Source organism: Pseudomonas sp. GW821-FHT02H06 (assembly GCF_059421525.1).
Map to the genome: position 1 here is coordinate 48,187 of NZ_JBWKVD010000004.1, position 19,226 is coordinate 67,412.

Here is a 19,226-nt window from a genome sequence, read left to right on the forward strand (position 1 = left end):
ATTAGACCAATACACCGGACTGGCGCAGGGCCTGACGCAGCGGCTCGCGGCAGGACTCGCTGAGCCAGGTGAGCGGCAGACGAATACCGTCTGGCATCAAACCCATCTCATGCAGGGCCCATTTCACGGGAATAGGGTTCGATTCGATGAACAAGGTCTTGTTCAGCGGCATCAGTTTTTCGTGGATGGCGCGGGCGGTGTCGGCATCACCGGCCATCGCGGCCTTGCACAGGTCGGCCATGGCGCGCGGCGCGACGTTGGCGGTGACCGAGATGTTGCCTTTGCCACCGAGCAACATCAGCTCGACGGCAGTTGCGTCATCGCCGGAATAGACCATGAAGTCGCTGCTCACGCCGGCAAGAATATCCTTGGCGCGCTGCAGGTCTCCGGTGGCTTCCTTGATGGCGATGATGTTTTTGACTGTCGACAGGCGGATAACGGTTTCGGCTGACATGTCGCAGGCGGTACGGCCCGGCACGTTATACAGAATCTGCGGGATGTCGACAGTTTCGGCGATATGCTTGAAGTGCTGGTACAAGCCTTCCTGGGTCGGCTTGTTGTAGTACGGGGTGACCAGCAGGCAGGCATCGGCACCGGCGTTCTTGGCGTTGGTGGTCAGTTCGACCGCCTCGCGGGTGGAGTTGGCGCCTGTGCCGGCGATGACCGGAATGCGGCCAGCGACCTGCTGAACCACGCGGCGGATGACTTCGATGTGCTCGTTGACGTCGAGCGTCGCGGATTCACCGGTGGTGCCGACGGCAACAATGGCGTTGGTGCCCTCTTGCAGGTGAAAGTCCACCAGTTTGCTCAGGCTGTCCCAGTCGAGACGACCTTGTGCATCCATGGGTGTGACCAGTGCCACCATACTGCCCGCAATCATGCAAACCGCTCCTGCCGGAAAAAGAGAGCGGTAATGGTACTGGCGCCATGATCCTTGCACAAGGCGAGCATTCCCCTCGGCGCCGGTTTTCGCTACCCTTCGGTCTTTGATCGGTACGGGTCATCTGCCCGGCTCGTTCGACTGCTCGATTTTGTCGTCACTTACCCGCCCTGCGTCGTTATCGCGGCCATGACAGGCTCATGGCCGCGATTGACGGCTGCGGGTCGGGGCGACATCACGATGCCTTCGTCCGTCGAGCCCGCCGGCACAGGCCTGCTGCGTACCGACCGCTCATCGTTTAGGAATGCTGCATGTCATCCATCCCCACAGTTCGCGAACAATTCCTTGTCATCAGTGCCCTTGGCGCCAACCCAATGGAGCTGACCAACGTCCTGTGCCGCGCCAGTAACGAAAGCCGTTGCTCGGTCGTCAGCTCTCGCCTCACTCGCCACGGTGAGTGCAGCGCGCTGATCCTGCAGATATCCGGCAGCTGGGACGCCCTGGCGCGTCTGGAAACCGGCCTGCCCAACCTGGCGAAGAAACACGCCTTCACCGTCAATGTGGTGCGCAGTGCTTCGCTGGAAAACCGTCCGGAAGCCCTGCCTTACGTGGCGTACGTCAGTTCGGCGTATCGCCCGGACATTATCAACGAGCTGTGCCAGTTCTTCATCGACCACAACGTCGAGCTGGAAAACCTGATCTGCGACACCTATCAGGCCCCACAGACCGGCGGCACCATGCTCAACGCGACGTTCACCGTCACATTGCCGGCCGGTACCCAGATCAGCTGGCTGCGTGACCAGTTCCTGGACTTCGCCGACGCACTCAATCTCGATGCGCTGATCGAACCATGGCGCCCTCAAGCACCGATGTAAGGAGTCTCGAATGGCTGTAGAACTCGACCAAGCGGTTGCCGACTTTCAGGTGCAGGCCACGAGCGAACAGGCGGTCAGCCTGTCGGCGCTCAAAGGTCAGCAAGTCGTTCTTTATTTCTATCCGAAAGACAGCACCCCGGGTTGCACCACCCAGGGCCAGGGCTTTCGCGATCATCACGCCGACTTCAAGGCCGCCAACACGGTGGTGTTCGGTGTTTCGCGGGACAGCCTGAAATCCCACGAGAACTTCAAGGCCAAGCAGGAATTCCCGTTCGAGCTGATTTCGGACAAAGATGAATCGCTGTGCCAGCTATTCGATGTGATCAAGCTGAAAAAGCTGTACGGCAAGGAATACCTGGGCGTCGACCGCAGCACCTTCCTTATCGACAAGGACGGTGTGCTGCGTAAAGAGTGGCGCGGCGTGAAAGTGCCGGGGCATGTGGCGGCGGTGCTGGAAGCAGCCAAGGCGCTGAACAAGGCTTGATCGCCATAATGTAGGCCTGAGCTTCCCCGCGATCGGGGGCCGTTTAGTCATCGTAGGTTGACCATGACGACGCCGATCGCGAGCAAGCTCACTCCTACAAAAAGCGAGGCAACGCCTATAACAACGGCGCCACCGTCGGTTCGTTCCGTGGCCACGCGTCCAGTACGGCCTTGAACAGGGTCGCCAGCGGAATCGCAAAGAAAATCCCCCAGAACCCCCATAGCCCTCCGAACAACAGCACGGCGCAGATGATCGCGACCGGGTGCAAGCTCACGGTCTGGGAGAACAGCAGCGGCACCAGCACATTGCCGTCCAGGGTCTGGATAATGCCGTGGACCACCATCAGATAGATGAACTGATCGCTCCAGCCCCACTGGAACAGCGCGATGAACGCCACCGGCACCGTCACCACGACTGCGCCCACGTACGGCACGACCACCGAAATCCCCACCAGCATCGCCAGCAACGCCGAGTAATTCAGCCCCATGGTCACGAAGGCGATGTACGTCACCCCGCCACAGATGAAGATCTCAATGACCTTGCCGCGAATGTAGTTGGCGATCTGCCGATTCATTTCCTCGGCCACATGGGTAATCAGCGTACGTTCCCGGGGCAGATAGCCCCTCGCCCAACGGCTGATCATCCGACGATCCTTGAGGAAGAAGAACACCAGGATCGGCACCAGCACCAGGTAGATCATCATGTTGACCAACAGCGGCAAGCTGGACAGGGAAAACGTCAGCGCCCATTGCCCGAACTTTCCGACCTCGCCGCGCGCCACTTCGATGGCCTGCAGGACCTGTTCGTCCGACACCAGATGCGGATAACGCTCCGGCAGCAGCAACAGCAACGACTGCCACTTGGCGAGCATGCCGGGCAATTCGTTGAACAAGGTGATGAGCTGTCGCCACAGCAGTGGGACCAGAACCAGCAAAAACAGCGCCAGCGCCCCCATGAATAACGCGAAGACCAGTCCGACTGCGCCACCTTCCGGGACCCGCAGGCGTTCAAGCAGGTTGACCAACCCCTGCATCAGAAAGGCGAGCACCAGTCCGGCCAGCACCGGGGCAAGCATGCCGCCGAGGGTGAGAACAACGGTAAATCCGAGAACCAACAGCACTGCCAGCACTACCGCTTCCTCGTCGGAAAAGTAGCGCTGTATCCAGTCGCGAAGCACTTTGAACATCAAGAATCCTAAGGGGGTTGCGAGGGGTCAGAAACGCTCAGGCCTTGCGTAGCCAATACCGATAAATGCCGTCAGCGTTTTCTTCGTGGAGCAGCACGTGCCCGGCCAGTTTTGCGAAGGTACGGAAGTCGCGCTGCGAGCCTGCATCGGTGGCCGTCACTTTGAGGACCGCGCCGCTGGCCAGACGATTGAGTTCCATCTTGGCCTTGAGCAAGGGAAGCGGGCAGTTCAGGCCGCTGGCGTCGAGCTCTGCATCGCAGGGTGCGGGGTGTCCTACAGCGTCAGACATCGTTTCTCTCCGGATAGACACATCCGCCCTCGCATAAAAGCAGTCAGGCGGAAGAACATTCTTACAAGTTTTCCAGAATACCCCACTCTGGTCAGCAAGCCATCGAGCCAGCTACAGTGGCGCCTTTCTGCCCCAGAGTTTCGTGCATGAATTTTTTGCGCCCCACGCTGCTGACCCTCGCATGCCTGCTGGCAGCGCCGAGCTTCGCAGAAGATGACCTGCCCTCCCTCGGCGACGCGAGTTCATCCATCGTTTCTCCCCAGCAAGAACATGACCTGGGGCGTGCCTGGCTCGGGCTGCTGCGCTCTGAAGTGGCGCAGCTGTCCGACCCGCTGCTCAAGGACTTCGTCGAGTCCTCGGTCTATCGGCTGGCCGAAACCAGCCAGGTGCAGGACCGCCGGCTCGAATTCATCCTGATCAACACGCCGGAGATCAACGCCTTCGCAGCGCCCGGCGGGATCATCGGAGTCAACGGCGGGTTGTTCCTCCATGCCGAGACCGAAGGCGAATACGCCGCGGTCCTCGCCCACGAATTGGCTCACTTGTCGCAACGGCACTTCGCCAGGGGCGTGCAGGCGCAGCAGCGCATGCAAGTGCCGGTGATGGCGGCGATGCTCGCCGGTATTGTCATGGCCGCAGCGGGCGCGGGGGATGCGGGGATTGCCGCGATTGCCGGCACCCAGGCCGCCGCGATTCAGGAGCAGGCGCGGTTCTCCCGGCAAAACGAAGCAGAAGCCGACCGCATCGGCATTCTCAATCTGGAAAAGGCCGGCTACGATCCGCGCAACATGCCCACCATGTTCGAGCGGTTGGCGCGCCAGTATCGCTATGACGCCAAGCCACCGGAATTCCTGATGAGCCACCCGGTGACCGAATCCCGTATTGCCGACACGCGCAACCGCGCCGAGCAAGCCAAGCCCGGCGGCAAGGAAGACAGCCCTGCGTATCAACTGATGCGCGCACGCACCGTGCTGATATACGAAGAAACCCCGGGCATGGCGGCCAAGCGTTTCCGTGCGCAACTGGCTGAGAACCCGAAAAACGATGCGGCTCGCTACGGTCTGGCACTGGCCCAGACCAAAGCGGGTCAGCTGAATGAGGGCCGCGAGACGCTGAAGCCCCTGCTCGACAAGGCGCCGGACAACATTCCCTACAACCTCGCCGCCGTGAATCTGGACATCTCCAACAATCGCCTGCCCGATGCTCAACAGCGGGTGGACCGGATGTTGAACCTGTACCCGGACAACTACCCGCTCAATCAGGCGAAAGTCGACGTCCTGCTCAAGCAGTCCAAGGCGCCGGAAGCGCTGAAGTCTCTGGAGATTCTGTTGAAGAGCCGCCCGGACGATCCGGACATCTGGAATCAGGTGGCGGATACCCGTGGTTTGTCGGGCAACACCATCGGCCTGCACCAGGCCCGTGCCGAATACTTCGCGCTGATGGGCGATTTCAAGCAGGCGATTCAACAGCTTGAATTTGCCAAGCGACGGGCGAACAACAACTTCCAGCTGGCCTCACGCATCGACGCGCGGCAGCAGGAAATCATTGCTCAGGAGCGGGCGGTGAAGGACATGATGAACTGAAGTCAGCTACAAGCGGCAAGCCATAAGCTGCAAGGTGGAACGCAGCAAATCGCCTTTTCGCTTGGAGCTTGAAGCTTGAAGCTTGAAGCTTGAAGCTTGAAGCTTGCCGCTACAGATCATGCATTACCCGAAGCTTTCATCCGCGCCGCCTGAGTAAAGTCGAGCATGCGCTGCAACGGCCGAACGGCGTGAGGGATAACCGCCGGGTCGACGAAGATTTCGTTGGTACCTTCGCGCAAACACTGAAGCGTGCGCGCCAGCGTGTTCATCGCCATCCACGGGCAATGGGCGCAACTGCGGCATGCGGCGCCATTACCTGCGGTCGGTGCCTCAATGAAGACCTTGTCCGGGCACAGCTGCTGCATCTTGTAGAAGATGCCGCGATCGGTGGCGACGATGAAGGTGGTGTTCGGCAGCGTTTGCGCCGCCTTGATCAACTGGCTGGTAGAGCCCACGGCGTCAGCCAGGTCGATAACCGATTCGGGGGACTCCGGGTGCACCAGAATGGCAGCGTCCGGGTACAACGCTTTCATGTCCTCAAGCTGCCGGGACTTGAACTCCTCGTGCACGATGCAGGCGCCGTCCCACAACAGCATGTCGGCCCCGGTCTCGCGCTGGATGTAACGCCCCAGATGCTTGTCGGGCGCCCAGATGATTTTCTCGCCGTTGTCCATCAGGCTCTCGACGATCTCCAACGCGCAGCTGGACGTCACCACCCAATCAGCACGGGCTTTTACAGCGGCTGAGGTATTGGCGTAAACCACCACGGTACGCTCGGGATGCTGATCGCAGAACGCAGCGAACTCCTCGACCGGGCAACCAAGGTCCAGCGAGCAGGTAGCCTCAAGGGTTGGCATCAGGATGCGTTTTTCGGGAGTGAGGATTTTTGCGGTTTCACCCATGAAACGCACCCCGGCCACCAAAACGGTTTTCGCCGGATGGTTTTTGCCGAATCGCGCCATCTCCAGAGAATCCGAAACGCAACCGCCGGTTTCTTCCGCCAGCGCCTGAATCACCGGATCGCAGTAGTAGTGAGCGACCAGCACAGCGTCCTGAGCCTTGAGCTCGGCGGCGATCAAACGGCGGTACTCAGCCTCCTCTTCCGGGCTCAGGGTTTTGGGCTGTTTGGCGTCCAGGTGCGCTTGGACCAGAAGGCGTTCGGAGATGTGTGTCATGTCGGTGGACCTGAATGCGCGTACGGACGGAAAGTCCGCATGATAGAAAACGGCCGGGAAGTTAGCACGGGATCTGTTGAGCGATCACTTACCGGCAGTCACCGACTGCTGATCTTCAACCATCATGTTGGCGTCCCGGACGCCGCGAGACAGTCTCGAAATCGGGCGGAACGACCCACCCGTGAAAGCCTCGAACCCTCAAGTTAGCCATTCAATGGCAGAATCTGCGCCACTGGACAGTTTTGGAGACCCTCATGCTGCGCGTATTTGAACGACGGCTCGACCCCTTCCCACCCGACGAAGCACCGCCGCCACCAGTAGGTCTGGCGCGTTTTCTGTGGGCCTGCACCCGTGGAGCGCGTGGCTATATCCTCGCCCTTGCGGTGCTCAGCGCCTGTGTATCGCTTTACGAAGCCTGGCTCTTCTCGTTCCTCGGGCAAGTGGTCGATCTGCTCTCAACCTGGAAGGACGGCGGCGCCACCGCGGGCGAGGAAAGTCGAGCGCTGTGGGGCATCGGCATTGTGCTGGTGATCAGCATCGGGCTGGTGGCCATGCGCACGATGGTTCAGCACCAGGTGCTGGCGATCAACCTGCCGCTGCGGCTGCGCTGGGATTTTCACCGACTGATGCTGCGGCAAAGCCTGTCGTTCTTCTCCGACGAGTTCTCCGGTCGGGTCACCACCAAGGTGATGCAGACCGCGCTGGCGGTGCGGGACGTGCTGTTCACCCTGATCGAAATCGCGCCCGGCATCGGCGTTTATTTCATTGCGATCATCGCGCTGGCCGGCGGCTTCGCCTTGAAGCTGATGCTGCCGTTCATGGCCTGGATCGTATTGTTCGGCCTGGCCATGCTGTACTTCGTGCCGCGCCTGGGCAAAGTCGGTCAGGAGCAGGCCAACGCGCGGTCGTCGATGACCGGGCGGATCTCCGATGCCTACACCAACATCACCACGGTGAAACTGTTCTCCCACTCCAAACGCGAAGCGCAGTTTGCGCGTGCGGCGATGGAGGACTTCAAGCAGACCGGCTTTCGCCAGATGCGTCTGGTGAGCCAGTTCGAGATCGTCAATCAGGCACTGGTTGTCGCGCTGATTCTGGGCGCAGGCGGTTATGCCCTGTGGCTGTGGCATCAGGGTGACGTCGGCACCGGCGCGGTGGCCGCGATTACCGCCATGGCGCTGCGCATCAATGGCATGTCCCACTGGATCATGTGGCAGATGACCTCGCTGTTCGAGAACATCGGCACGGTGCAGGACGGCATGGCGACCCTGACTCAGGGCCCTAAAGTGCAGGACGCGCCGGATGCAGCCGTGTTGAAGACCACCGGCGGCGCCGTGACCTTTGACAACGTCAGCTTCAACTACAACGGCGAGCGTCAGGTGCTGGAGGGTTTGAATCTCGCCATCCGCCCCGGCGAGAAGATCGGGCTGGTCGGACGTTCAGGCGCCGGCAAATCCACGCTGATCAATCTGCTGCTGCGCTTCTATGACGTGGACAGCGGCGAGATTCGCATCGATGGGCAGAACATCAGGCAGGTCACGCAAGACAGCCTGCGCAGCGCCATCGGCATGGTCACGCAAGATACGTCGCTGCTGCATCGGTCCATTCGCGACAACATCGCGTATGGCCGACCTGATGCCACCGATGAGGAAATCCACACCGCTGCGGCCAACGCCCAGGCCGACGGCTTCATCAGCCAGCTCAGCGACAAGCATGGTCACAGCGGCTACGACACGCTGGTGGGTGAGCGCGGTATCAAGCTGTCGGGCGGCCAGCGCCAACGGGTCGCCATTGCTCGCGTGATGCTGAAGAACGCGCCGATCCTGCTGCTGGACGAAGCCACCAGCGCACTGGATTCGGAAGTCGAAGTGGCGATTCAGGAAAGCCTCGACGAAATGATGAAAGGCAAAACCGTCATTGCCATCGCCCACCGGCTGTCGACCATTGCGGCCATGGACCGGCTCATCGTGATGGACGACGGTCGCATCATCGAACAAGGCACCCATGCCGAACTGCTCAACAAGAACGGCACGTACGCGCGGCTGTGGCATCACCAGAGCGGCGGGTTTCTAGGCGAGGACCAGGGCGTGCCTGAAGCGGTGGATCAGGTTTAGCGGGCAGGCGCGCTTTATAACCGCAGCGACACGACGGCGATTGGGGCTTAAAGCTGTCGTGTCGAGCCGGGCCCCGCCGACACACGACAACATCGTCCATCAGAATCCGCTAGTAGACCGACTTACTAGGATGTATTCTCCGAGCCATGAATACTCCCCAAACACGTGGTTCATCTGATGTCCGTCAAGGAATCCTCGACGTCGGCCAACGCATCATGGCCGCCAAGGGGTATTCCGGCGTAGGCCTGAACGAAATTCTGGCCGCGGCGGGCGTGCCGAAAGGCTCCTTCTATCATTACTTCGGTTCCAAGGATGCCTTCGGCGAGGCGTTGCTTGAGCACTACTTCGACGACTACCTCGCGGATATTGATCGCATCCTCGGCGAGCCCGGCCTGCCCATGGGCGAGCGCCTGATGAGTTACTGGCGGGTCTGGCAAGACACCCAGTCGTTCCAGGAATGCCAGGGCAAGTGCCTCGCCGTGAAGCTTGGCGTTGAAGTGGCCGATCTGTCTGAAACCATGCGCGCGGTGCTCAAGCGCGGCACGGCCGGGATTACCGACCGGCTCGGCAGCGCGATTAAGGCTGGCATTGCCGACGGCTCGCTGCCCGCCTGCGAGAACCCCTACGCCATTGCGCAAAGCCTGTACCAGCTGTGGGTCGGCGCCAGCGTGATGGTCAAGATCGAACGAAGCCTCGCGCCCTTCGAAACAGCCATGGCAACCACGCGCACGATTTTGCGCCTGACCTGATCAGCGCCCCGCAATGTCCCGCCGCTCTCCTTGCCTTCGTTCCCCCTCTGCATAGCGCCTGCCGGTCTCTCCTGACCGGCTTTATACCTTCGCCGCGTCCATTGCCAAGCACGTCAAAAAGGCCTCCTGAAATAATTTGAAAATAACTCTAGACGACTGGTCTACTCAGAGTTAAGGTGTACCCACATTAACCCGCCGCCACAAGGACTGACGTGATGAAAACCAGAACAACGATCACCGCTCTCGCCACTGCCGTGACATTGCTCGCCGCCGCTGGATTCGCGTCAGCCCAAGACCGCCCTGCCGCTCCCCTGACCGCCAAGACTGTAGTGCTGGTCCACGGCGCTTTCGCCGACGGCTCCTCCTGGAACAAAGTGATTCCGCTGCTGGAAAAAGCCGGCCTGAATGTGGTGGCAGTGCAGAACCCGCTGGATTCCCTGGAAGGCGATGTCGCTGTCACCAAACGCGCCATTGCCGCTGCTCCAGGCCCGGTGGTTCTGGTGGGTCACTCCTGGGCTGGCGCGGTCATCACCGACGCTGGCGTCAACGACAAAGTCCGCTCGCTGGTCTACGTCGCCGCTTACGCCCCGGATGATGGCCAGTCAGTGTTCGATGCCGTTAAAGGCTATCCCGACATGCCCGGCCAGGCCTCCTTCGTCAAAGATGCAGACGGCTACGTGAAAGTCAGCGACGAAGGCGTCGCCAAATTCTTCGCCCCTGATCTGCCCCGCGCCGAACAGAAACTCGTCGCCGCGACCCAAGGCGCGCTGAACATCAAAGCGCTGAGCCAGCCAATTCCCCACGCTGCCTGGCACAAGGTGCCCTCCTTTGCGGTGGTGGCCACAAACGACCAGATCATCTCGCCACAACTGCAGCGCGATCAGGTGCAGCGCCTGCACGCCGATTCCATCGAAGTCCCTTCAAGCCATGTTGCGATGCTGGCCTATCCCAAGGCCGTGGCTGACCTGATCATAAAAGCCGCCAAGTGAATTTCGTTTTGCCGCTGAACTAGACGACTAGTCTATTAATCCAAGTAAATGACGCTTTACCTTTTGGCTGCTCGGCAGTCTCAAACCTAATCGAAAAGGAAATACCCGATGAAAGTTCTAATGGTTCTGACTTCCCACGACACCCTCGGCAACACCGGCCGTCCTACCGGCTTCTGGCTGGAAGAACTGGCCGCGCCCTACTATGCGTTCAGCGACATCAACGCCGAAATCGTACTGGCTTCGCCACAAGGCGGTCAGCCTCCGCTGGACCCGAAGAGCAACGAGCCTGACTTCCAGACCGACCTGACCCGTCGCTTCGAGAAAGACGAAACCGCCAAAGCCCTGCTCGCCAATACCGTCCGCCTGGACAGCGTGTCCCAGGCAGATTTCGACGCTGTGTTCTACCCTGGCGGCCATGGCCCGCTGTGGGATCTGGCTGAAGACAAAAATTCCGTCCAACTCATCGAGTCGTTCATCGCCGCCAACAAGCCCGTCGCTGTCGTATGCCACGCCCCTGGCGTGCTGCGCCACGTGAAGAACGCCGACGGCACGCCGCTGGTTAAAGGCAAGAAGGTCACCGGCTTTGCCAACAGCGAGGAAGAAGCCGTCGGCCTGACCAACGTGGTGCCTTTCCTGGTGGAAGACGAGCTGAAATCACTGGGCGGCGTCTACTCCAAAGGTCCGGACTGGGGCTCGTACGTCCTCACCGATGGTCTGCTGATCACCGGCCAGAACCCTGCTTCGTCCGGTCCTGCGGCAGACGTGTTGATCAAGGCACTGCAGAACAAATCGGCCTGATCACCGCCCGGCGCGAGGGGTGTTCGCACCCCTCGCCGCTTCTCACCTTCGCACCGAGATAACCGCCATGAACTGGTAATGAACGGATTCAACCCGACCCCAGGCCCGACTTTATGTCGGGCTTTGTCGTTTCTGGACGGATGCGAATAATCAAACAAACGCGGCTTTGACGGGTCTACCACGCCAATGGCCGGCATTGATCAACGCTCACGATGCCTGTTGTAACTGGATCTGCCGTCCACGGCGGCCGCAGTGCCAAACCTTTTATAGCGAGAAAAAAAATGGCTCAGGCAACGAAACCAGCACTGCAGAGTGAAGCGGATGAGGCGGTTGTCGTGACGGCTCATGGCACGTATGACAGCTACGTGGGCACGGCGGATGACGACACCCTCACGGGCACCACAAAGCGGGATTTCATCTTTGGAGGCGATGGCGACGACATCCTCACCGGTCAGGGAGGGGATCCCAATCCGTTCAGCAACGCACAGGATCGCTATAACGGCGGTGCCGGCGTCGACACCCTCATCAGCCATCCTGCCTATTACTACGGCAACGCCTTCGTCTACACATCAGTGACGGACAGTTACTTCGACAAACAGGGCTCGCACTCGGATCTGATCAAAAACTTCCAATCCAATGACGTACTTGACCTGACAGCGCTCGGGCTGGAGCGGGTTGGCAATGGCCACAACGGCGATCTGGCGGTCACTTAAAACGCTGACGAGAACGTTACCTATGTTCGCTCGCTGGACAAAAACGCCGAGGGGCAGGCATTCGAAGTCCGGCTGGAATGCGACCACGCCGCTCAGCTCGGCACGCAGAATTTCGCCCTGCGTTACGACCTGACGGCAGAAAGCAATGGCCGCGAACATCACGAGAGCGAAAAGCAATACGTCATCAGCGGGACCGATGGCGATGACTTTTTGATCGTTCCCAAAAGCGGCAACATCGTCACAGGTGGCGGTGGCGCTGATGAGATGTACAGCGGCAATGCACGTAACACCTTCGCCTTCGAACACCTCACCGACAGCTTTGTTAACGACAGCTCGGGACACTCCAGTGTCGATTTTATCCACGACTTCCAGCTTGGCGAGGGCGACCTTCTGGACGTTTCGGCACTGGGTTTCACCGGCCTGGGCGATGGCTATAACGGCACCCTCAATTACAGCTACGACAGCGAAGCGGGTTACGCGATTGCCCAATCCTTCGAGGCCGATGAAGACGGCAACCGTTTCGTGGTGCACCTGACACAATACGAACGGTATCCGCTCACTGGCCTGCAGGACATGGACCGGTTCACCTTTGCCGGGGACTCTGCAGCAGACCGCGCCAACCAGACGCTGACCGGCGACAACTACCGTGACGAGTTCACCAACTCGACCGCAGGCGGCATCCTTGTCGGAGGCAGTGATGATGACCTGCTGGTGGGCAATACCGGCGTCGACACCTTTCGATACGTGGAGAAGAGCGATAGCTTTCGGGGCAATTCGGACTTCATCAAAAACTTCGATGCCACACAGGACCGGATTGATGTGTCCGCGCTGGGCTACACCGGCCTGGGCGACGGCACCGATGGCACGCTGAAGTTGATCTACGACGGGGCCACGCACCGTACCTATCTGAAGGATTACGAAGCGGACGCGGACGGTCACCGATTCGAGATCAGTATCGACAAGAACGTCGCCAAGACTTTCACCGCCGATAACCTGATCGTGGCTGACGCGAACACTGCACACATCGAGCTGGTGGGCCTGGCACCTGCCGACCTGCACCCGATTGGCTGAATCCAGATGCGCCATCCCAATAGGGCAGGCATGAAAAAGCCGTCGCAAATGCGACGGCTTTTTTTGCAGCATGGGCGACTACAAACGTACGCCCATGCTGATACTGCTCACTGAATCTCAGTCAACGCTTTTGGCCCACACCGCCTGGGCGTTGGTGAATTCACGCAGCCCGAAGTGGGACAGTTCGCGGCCGTAGCCACTCTTCTTGACGCCGCCCACCGGGATCCGCGCGTTCGTCGCCGGGAAACCATTGATGAACACGCCACCGGTTTCCAGACGCCGGGCGATGCGTTGCGCGCGCGGGATGTCCTGGGTCCACAGGCTGCCACCCAGTCCATAGTCACTGGTGTTGGCCAGCACGATGGCGTCTTCGGCGTTGGCGGCAATGGTGATCGCTGCCACCGGGCCGAAAGTTTCTTCGTCGAAGGCGGCCATGCCTGGCCTCACATCGGCCAGCACGGTGGGCGCGTAGAAGTTACCGGGGCCGTCGATCTTCTTCCCGCCCAGCAGCAACGTCGCGCCGGCGGCAATAGTGCGTTGAACCTGGCCATCCAGCTCATCGCGCAGATCAGCGCGGGCCATCGGACCGACGTTGATCGCGCTGTCCAGCGGGTCGCCGACTTTCAGTTGCTCGACCGCTGCAACGAATTTACCCGTGAATTCGTCGGCGATCGGTGCCTCCAGAATGAAGCGCTTGGCCGCCAGACAGACCTGACCGGCGTTCTGGAAACGCGCCTCGACAGCAGCTTTCACCGCAAGGTCGATATTGGCGTCGGCCAACACAATGAAAGCGTCCGAGCCGCCCAGCTCCAGCAGGCTCTTCTTGAGCGCCTTGCCCGCCGTGGCTGCCACGGCAGAACCTGCGCGCATGCTGCCCGTCAGGGTGACGGCGGCGATGCGCGGGTCTTCGATAGTGCGGGCCACGGTGTCGTTGTCAGCAATAAGGTTGGTGAACAGCCCTTTGGGAAAGCCTGCCGCCTCGTAAGCTTCTTGCAGCGCGTAAGCCGAGCCCATGACGTTCGGCGCGTGCTTGAGCATGAAGCCATTGCCCGACAGCATGATCGGCCCGGATGCACGAATCACCTGCCACAGCGGGAAGTTCCAGGGCATCACCGCCAGCACAGTGCCAATCGGCAGGAAGGACACGTGGACTTCGTCGTCGCTGCCTACATTGACGGGCTCATCGGCAAGAATCGCCGGGCCGTTGTCAGCAATCCACTCGATCGTGGCCGCGCACTTCTCCACTTCTCCACGGGCCGCCGCCAGGGTCTTGCCCATTTCAGCGGTGATCAGCGCAGCGAAGGATTCCGAGCGCTCACGCAGGGTGTCTGCCAGACGGCGATAGGCTGCCACGCGCTCGCGCATCGGCGTGGCGCGCCACAGACGAAAGGCCGCAGCATTCACATCCAGCAACTGCTCGACGTCGGTCTGGGTCTGGAAGGGGTAAGTGGCGATCAGCTCACCGGTGGCCGGGTTGCGTGACGTAGCGACGTTTGCGGCGGGGATCGGGCTCAAGTCAGACATCGTGATTACCTCGTTGGCGTTCGGTGCAGCGCATGTGCGCTGCGATGACCGCCACTCTAGGCAAGCCCGAAAAAGCCAGGAAGGCGTGTTGTTATCCTATGACCGTGAGTCATAGGCAGTGTGGCGGGGAATGTAGGTCACCAGCGACAGGTCCGGCCGCCCTTCAGGCGTCAGCGCGACGTAGGTGAAATCGATATGGCCGCTGATGGGATGCAGCAGACGCTTGCGGCCCTCCTCGAAACCTTTGACCTCGGTGTCCTGCCACCACTCTTTGAATTCAGGGCTCAGGGACGAGAGTTCTTCGATCAGGCTGTCGAACGGTGCCTTGTCCTGGGCCAGCGCGCGCGATGCCCGAAACGCACTGATCATGCCACGTGCCATCTGCTCCCAATCCAGAATGATGGTTCGGTACGGGATGTACAGAAACAACAGACGCAGCGTGTTGCGCTCATGGGGCTGCAACGAACCGTAGTCGACGAACAGCTCGGCGATGGCGTCGTTCCACGCCAGGATGTCGAGCCGGGCGTTGCGCACATACGCCGGAATGGGGTTGATGGCGCGCACCAGCATTTCCAAGCCGGCGGTCACCCCGCCGCCGGTGGCAGCAACCGGCACCTCCAGTGCGGAAAGCGCATACAGGTGCGCGGACTCCACACGATCGAGCTTGAGGACTTTGGATATCCGTTGCAGCGCGTCCGGCGAGGGCTGAATGTCGCGGCCCTGTTCAAGCCAGGTGTACCAACTGACGCTGACCCCGGCGAGCGCCGCCACTTCCTCACGGCGCAGTCCTGGGGTGCGGCGCGGCCCTTCTGGCAGGCCGAAATCATTCGGGTCGAGGCGCGCCCGTCGGCTGGACAGAAAATTGCCGAATTCGCGCCGCTGCTCTATCGAAGGTCTTTTTGCCATAACTCGCTCGTGGTCCACGTTTTGGTTGATCGCGGAAAACGGGCATCGTGGGTCAAGCTCTGGCGTGGGTCAAGCCGGTCAAGGTATCGGCGATGGCTTTGGTGCGCCGCGCCGTGCCTTCGGTGGCCTGGTTCGAGTTTTCCAGTGAGTCGAGCATTTCGCGTAGCGCGCCGACGCCGGTGGACTGGTCCTCGATCTGCTGCGCCACCCGCTGGATCTCGCTGGAGAGCAAGTCGATGTCGACGCCGATCTCGGCCGCGTTCTTGCGGGTGATTTCCGCCAGCTTGCGCACTTCGTCGGCGACCACGGCAAAGCCTCGGCCCAGATCCCCTGCCCGCGCCGCTTCGATCGCAGCGTTGAGCGCCAGCAGATTGGTCTGCCCGGCGATCTGTTGAATCACCTGCACGATGGACTGGATGCGCAGGCTCGATTCCGCGAGGGCTCGTGCGCCGACCACCGCTTCGTCCGCCTGGCTGACCAGCGCTACAACGGTATTGCCGGCGTTTGTCGAGACCGTGTTCTGCTGGTCAATCGTGCCGGCCAGATCGTCCATCGACAGGTGCAGCTCGCCGGAGTAGTGCTTGATTTGTGTGGACATCTCTTCCTGCTGCTGACCGGCCTGGGCAAGGACCCGACCCAGTGCGGCGAGGCCTTCGAAGACCGGAAGGACTTTGGTATCCAGCCCACGGGTGTCCAGCGCGTTATTGAAGTCGTTAAGCTTGAACGCCTCGATCTGCTTCACGATGACATGGTTCAAGCCCACCATCTTCTTAAGCTGGCGGCGCAGGAAAAACGCCTTGAATTCGCCATAGTGCGCGATGAAATTGTCCACATACTCATCCGTGAATGACGCGCCTTTTGCCACCCGAAAGAAGAAGATCGCCGTAAGCGTCTGGTTCAGGTTCAGGCCGAGAATTTCACCAAAGGTCGAGAACCCCACCAGCGGTACGTCACCGAACAATCCGGTCATGGTGCCCAGATCCTTGCCGTTGTTGGCCCGACGCAAGATGCAGTCGTTGAGGATCGCCGCGACAGGCTGCCCGCCCTTGGCGCGCAGGAATTGCTCGTAATCCACGCGGGTGGCTTCGCGCAACGGCGTACGCTTGACCATCACCAGCTCTTCGCCGGGGGCCACGTCGCAGAACAGCTGAATGATTTGCTGTGCATGGTCGATGCGCGCGATTGATCGCACGAACAACTCGCTGCCCACCCGAATGGCGAAGGAGTAATCAGCCAGGTTCTTCTCAAGGGCGTGAGCGTCACAGTCAAAGGCGTTACACAGCGCCTGGACCATGCTCATGATGTTGCCCTTGCTGTCGATCACCTGGTCGATGGTGCGGTCTTCGACAGAAGCGGTCAGGACACTGAAGGTCAGCCCGGCGGGTTGGAAGTTCTGACTTTTGAACACGCCGAAACGGATGTCGGCGGCGGTCTTGATGAAAACAATTTGCGCATGATTCTGATAGCTGCGCTTGCCGTCGTGGATCAGCGTCTTCTTGAAATCCGACTTGCCACCGGCCGAGCCTCCTACAAAGAGGCACGGAAAGCGCCCGGACTCGTAGAGCGCTTCCATGAAGAACGATTCGGACGCCGACAAGCCGTCGAACACCACATAGGCCAGCGTGTCGCGATGGTCGATGGCCGTGCTGACCTGCGCACGCTTGATGTTGCTGACCAGTTTTTCGATGCGCTCACGCATCTCCATGCGCTTGCCACCGCTGCGGATATCTTCACACTCCAGTGGCACCATCACCACTTCGGCCGATGCAATCACGCTGCGCTCGAAGAGCTGCAGGACGATGCGGTCCCAACGATCGCCGGTTGCACAGTACAAACCGGTCGCACTGTTGCACAGCTCGCCGGAGGTGGTGCACAAGCTCAGCGCGCTATCGGGAAACCGCTGCTTTATACGGGCGGCAATGTGGTCGATGTCCAGATGCGGAGAGACGAAGCCTGTCACCAGAACGGGAACTGAACGCACGCCCGCCAGGGCACGGTCCAGCTCGCCAGCGGTGCAGTTGATGCTGATCGCTTCCTGGCGGTTGGCACGGGATCGATTGAAGAGTTTGAGTGGGTTCATCGTTCGCTCACAGGAAAGGATCGCAGGGCGCATGCGTTACATACACAGAGCTTTTTTCTGTATCGGCCGCGGAAAATCTGACTTGAAGGACAGGACGTGGCGTTGGTCGGGGGGCCAACCGAAGTCGGCACAATTGCGTCAATTTTAATCGACGTCAGTGTAATGGATGCCAATTCGTGGCGCCCCGGCGCGAGGCGCGGCTTGAGCGTGAATGCCGGGATCTCATAATCGCCGGCATTCTGTCGACGAAACGGCAGTGGCGGATCGGTGAAGAAGTTATCCAGCCGCGTCGCATTGTGGCCGGAACGCCTGCACCGCGATCCCGCCCACAGGTGGCTGCGCGACCTCATCGCTTCGACGGTCGAAACGACTTCCTGCCCGCCGCACTGACGCTGAACGCTGCATCAGTCATGCACAATCAAGGCGCGCTGACCGCATGACTGAATCCCTGGAGCCACGTCGTCAACGAAGGCCAAAACCCATCCGGATCAACTGCTCAACCAAATGTTCACGGCCATGGAGGTTTGAGGTGTCACGAAGTCGGTTGACGACCTGTTCGGACCAACCGTTTGCCCTCATCCCCTCGCGCTGGTAGAAAGCCCCCAACCGCTGATCATAAGTGGCGACTGCGGCCGACTCTGGCTCCGCTGCGTAGGTTTCGTGGTGAAGCACCGCAGCCTGTGGAAGCCTCGGTTTGACCTTCGCCGGCAGTTCGATGGAGGGGTAACCGACGCAGAGCCCAAACACGGGATAAACGTGTGCAGGCAATCCAAGTTCCTTGGCTACCCCCTCGATGTCATTGCGAATGGCCCCGATATAAACGCTTCCAAGCCCCAACGATTCGAGTGCCACTACTGCATTCTGAGCCGCCAGTGAGGCATCTATCGTTCCGAGCAACAGGCTTTCGAGGTAGGGCAGTGCATGCAGTTCGGCGTGCTGCTGCTCGGCTACACGGGAAACGCGAGAGAGGTCGGCAAGCCATACCAGGAACAGCGGCGCTTGTCGGATGTATGCCTGGTTACCGGCAAGTGCCGAGAGACGCGCTTTGCGATCGGTGTTCCGCACCGCGACCACACTCCAGACCTGCAGGTTTGAAGAGCTGGCTGCAGACTGCGCAGCAGCGACCAGTGTTTCCACCAGCCCGTCCGGCAGAGGCTCGGCGTTGAAAGCGCGAACGCTGCGATGGTCGAGCAATTGATCGATGGTATCGTTCCAGGTGGCGAGCGCAGATGCCTCGGGGTCCCCGTAGCGCGCTGCCATTCTGGATTGGTTGGTTGTGGTCATGGGTCTCTCCAAAAAAGTGACGCGAGGCTATCAAATCGATGCCACAGGCGCATGCCTTGCGCAGACGTTTTCACCCGGCCGCCCTGCTAGCCGAGCCATCAAGGGACATCCATTTGTCAGCAAAGCCTCTCAGTGCGCGTGACACCTGTCAGGTCCTGCGTGACATCGCCCTCGGCATTCGGGTGATGCGTCGGGTGGGCGGCGACGCTCAAGTCGACATCGACAGTGGCCTGATGACCGTAGAGGCTGATGGCTGGCTGATCACCTTTTACAAAGAGCACAATGCCCTGGATCACTGCGACCGCTGCCTCAACCCCGAAGGTCGGGTCTACCTGTTTGACGCCCGCCAACGCTACGGCACTGATCCTCTTGAACTGCTGAGCACCTGGGAACGCGGTCAGCTGGAAACCCTGCTCTCCCTCATCTAAGCGAACGCTCATACACCGCGCGTCAAAAAAAAAAAAGGGCTCCACCCATAGCGTGGGATGACGGAACCAAAACGACTCAGTTGCCACTCAAGCGGTAT

General features: G+C 60.3%; 18 protein-coding genes and 1 pseudogene. 10 read left to right on the top strand and 9 right to left on the bottom strand.

Annotation, left to right across the window (positions count from 1 at the left end):
• Window position 1: 1 nt before the first annotated feature.
• The gene (gene dapA / locus AC07VF_RS08515) at window positions 2-880 is read right to left on the bottom strand and encodes a 4-hydroxy-tetrahydrodipicolinate synthase (protein WP_495007833.1); all 879 of its coding nucleotides are present in this window, start codon (window positions 878-880) and stop codon (window positions 2-4) included.
• Window positions 881-1,191: 311 nt separating this feature from the next.
• Here dapA and AC07VF_RS08520 point away from each other — a divergent pair, with 311 nt between their 5' ends.
• Both AC07VF_RS08520 and AC07VF_RS08525 read left to right on the top strand, forming a co-directional pair.
• Window positions 1,192-1,755, top strand: coding sequence for a glycine cleavage system transcriptional repressor (locus AC07VF_RS08520; protein WP_037014004.1), 564 nt, complete (start codon window positions 1,192-1,194; stop codon window positions 1,753-1,755).
• Window positions 1,756-1,765: 10 nt separating this feature from the next.
• Window positions 1,766-2,239, top strand: a complete 474-nt coding sequence (locus AC07VF_RS08525) for a peroxiredoxin (protein WP_192170878.1) — start codon at window positions 1,766-1,768, stop codon at window positions 2,237-2,239.
• A gap of 115 nt (window positions 2,240-2,354) precedes the next feature.
• Here AC07VF_RS08525 and AC07VF_RS08530 read toward each other — a convergent pair whose 3' ends face one another.
• Complete coding sequence (locus AC07VF_RS08530) at window positions 2,355-3,425, bottom strand: AI-2E family transporter (RefSeq protein ID WP_133772851.1); 1,071 nt, start codon at window positions 3,423-3,425, stop codon at window positions 2,355-2,357.
• Window positions 3,426-3,462: 37 nt separating this feature from the next.
• On the bottom strand, window positions 3,463-3,714 hold the full coding sequence (locus tag AC07VF_RS08535) for a sulfurtransferase TusA family protein (RefSeq protein ID WP_192170877.1): 252 nt from the start codon (window positions 3,712-3,714) through the stop codon (window positions 3,463-3,465).
• A gap of 146 nt (window positions 3,715-3,860) precedes the next feature.
• On the opposite strand from AC07VF_RS08535, the gene AC07VF_RS08540 reads away from it, so the two are divergent.
• On the top strand, window positions 3,861-5,297 hold the full coding sequence (locus AC07VF_RS08540) for a M48 family metalloprotease (RefSeq protein ID WP_065986750.1): 1,437 nt from the start codon (window positions 3,861-3,863) through the stop codon (window positions 5,295-5,297).
• 116 nt (window positions 5,298-5,413) lie between these two features.
• On the opposite strand, the gene nadA is transcribed toward AC07VF_RS08540, so the two are convergent.
• The gene (gene nadA, locus AC07VF_RS08545) at window positions 5,414-6,472 is read right to left on the bottom strand and encodes a quinolinate synthase NadA (protein ID WP_346630108.1); all 1,059 of its coding nucleotides are present in this window, start codon (window positions 6,470-6,472) and stop codon (window positions 5,414-5,416) included.
• A 254-nt stretch (window positions 6,473-6,726) separates the two neighbouring features.
• On the opposite strand from nadA, the gene AC07VF_RS08550 reads away from it, so the two are divergent.
• From AC07VF_RS08550 to AC07VF_RS08575, 6 genes are all read left to right on the top strand, one after another.
• On the top strand, window positions 6,727-8,586 hold the full coding sequence (locus AC07VF_RS08550) for an ABC transporter ATP-binding protein (RefSeq protein ID WP_495007834.1): 1,860 nt from the start codon (window positions 6,727-6,729) through the stop codon (window positions 8,584-8,586).
• A 146-nt stretch (window positions 8,587-8,732) separates the two neighbouring features.
• Window positions 8,733-9,335 (top strand): TetR/AcrR family transcriptional regulator, encoded by a 603-nt coding sequence (locus tag AC07VF_RS08555; RefSeq protein ID WP_495007835.1) that lies wholly within the window; start codon window positions 8,733-8,735, stop codon window positions 9,333-9,335.
• 215 nt (window positions 9,336-9,550) lie between these two features.
• Window positions 9,551-10,324 (top strand): alpha/beta fold hydrolase, encoded by a 774-nt coding sequence (locus tag AC07VF_RS08560; protein ID WP_463582622.1) that lies wholly within the window; start codon window positions 9,551-9,553, stop codon window positions 10,322-10,324.
• A gap of 108 nt (window positions 10,325-10,432) precedes the next feature.
• Window positions 10,433-11,122, top strand: a complete 690-nt coding sequence (locus AC07VF_RS08565; protein WP_122537429.1) for a type 1 glutamine amidotransferase domain-containing protein — start codon at window positions 10,433-10,435, stop codon at window positions 11,120-11,122.
• Between the two features lie 281 nt (window positions 11,123-11,403).
• Window positions 11,404-11,835 carry a hypothetical protein gene (locus tag AC07VF_RS08570; RefSeq protein ID WP_495007836.1) on the top strand — a complete coding sequence of 144 codons (432 nt, stop codon included), beginning with the start codon at window positions 11,404-11,406 and terminating at the stop codon, window positions 11,833-11,835.
• A gap of 210 nt (window positions 11,836-12,045) precedes the next feature.
• The gene (locus AC07VF_RS08575; protein ID WP_495007837.1) at window positions 12,046-12,906 is read left to right on the top strand and encodes a M10 family metallopeptidase C-terminal domain-containing protein; all 861 of its coding nucleotides are present in this window, start codon (window positions 12,046-12,048) and stop codon (window positions 12,904-12,906) included.
• Window positions 12,907-13,023: 117 nt separating this feature from the next.
• On the opposite strand, the gene AC07VF_RS08580 is transcribed toward AC07VF_RS08575, so the two are convergent.
• The 5 genes and pseudogenes from AC07VF_RS08580 to AC07VF_RS08600 form a co-directional block, all read right to left on the bottom strand.
• Window positions 13,024-14,421 (bottom strand): NAD-dependent succinate-semialdehyde dehydrogenase, encoded by a 1,398-nt coding sequence (locus AC07VF_RS08580; RefSeq protein WP_495007955.1) that lies wholly within the window; start codon window positions 14,419-14,421, stop codon window positions 13,024-13,026.
• Window positions 14,422-14,526: 105 nt separating this feature from the next.
• Window positions 14,527-15,336 carry a helix-turn-helix transcriptional regulator gene (locus AC07VF_RS08585; protein ID WP_192170869.1) on the bottom strand — a complete coding sequence of 270 codons (810 nt, stop codon included), beginning with the start codon at window positions 15,334-15,336 and terminating at the stop codon, window positions 14,527-14,529.
• A gap of 52 nt (window positions 15,337-15,388) precedes the next feature.
• Complete coding sequence (locus tag AC07VF_RS08590; protein WP_495007838.1) at window positions 15,389-17,416, bottom strand: FIST N-terminal domain-containing protein; 2,028 nt, start codon at window positions 17,414-17,416, stop codon at window positions 15,389-15,391.
• Window positions 17,417-17,586: 170 nt separating this feature from the next.
• Window positions 17,587-17,703 (bottom strand): annotated as a pseudogene (locus AC07VF_RS08595) (NAD(P)H-dependent oxidoreductase); the annotation flags it as partial.
• Between the two features lie 175 nt (window positions 17,704-17,878).
• Window positions 17,879-18,700, bottom strand: coding sequence for an NADPH-dependent oxidoreductase (locus AC07VF_RS08600; protein ID WP_495007839.1), 822 nt, complete (start codon window positions 18,698-18,700; stop codon window positions 17,879-17,881).
• A 113-nt stretch (window positions 18,701-18,813) separates the two neighbouring features.
• On the opposite strand from AC07VF_RS08600, the gene AC07VF_RS08605 reads away from it, so the two are divergent.
• Window positions 18,814-19,128 carry a DUF7693 family protein gene (locus AC07VF_RS08605; protein WP_495007840.1) on the top strand — a complete coding sequence of 105 codons (315 nt, stop codon included), beginning with the start codon at window positions 18,814-18,816 and terminating at the stop codon, window positions 19,126-19,128.
• Window positions 19,129-19,226 lie beyond the last annotated feature (98 nt).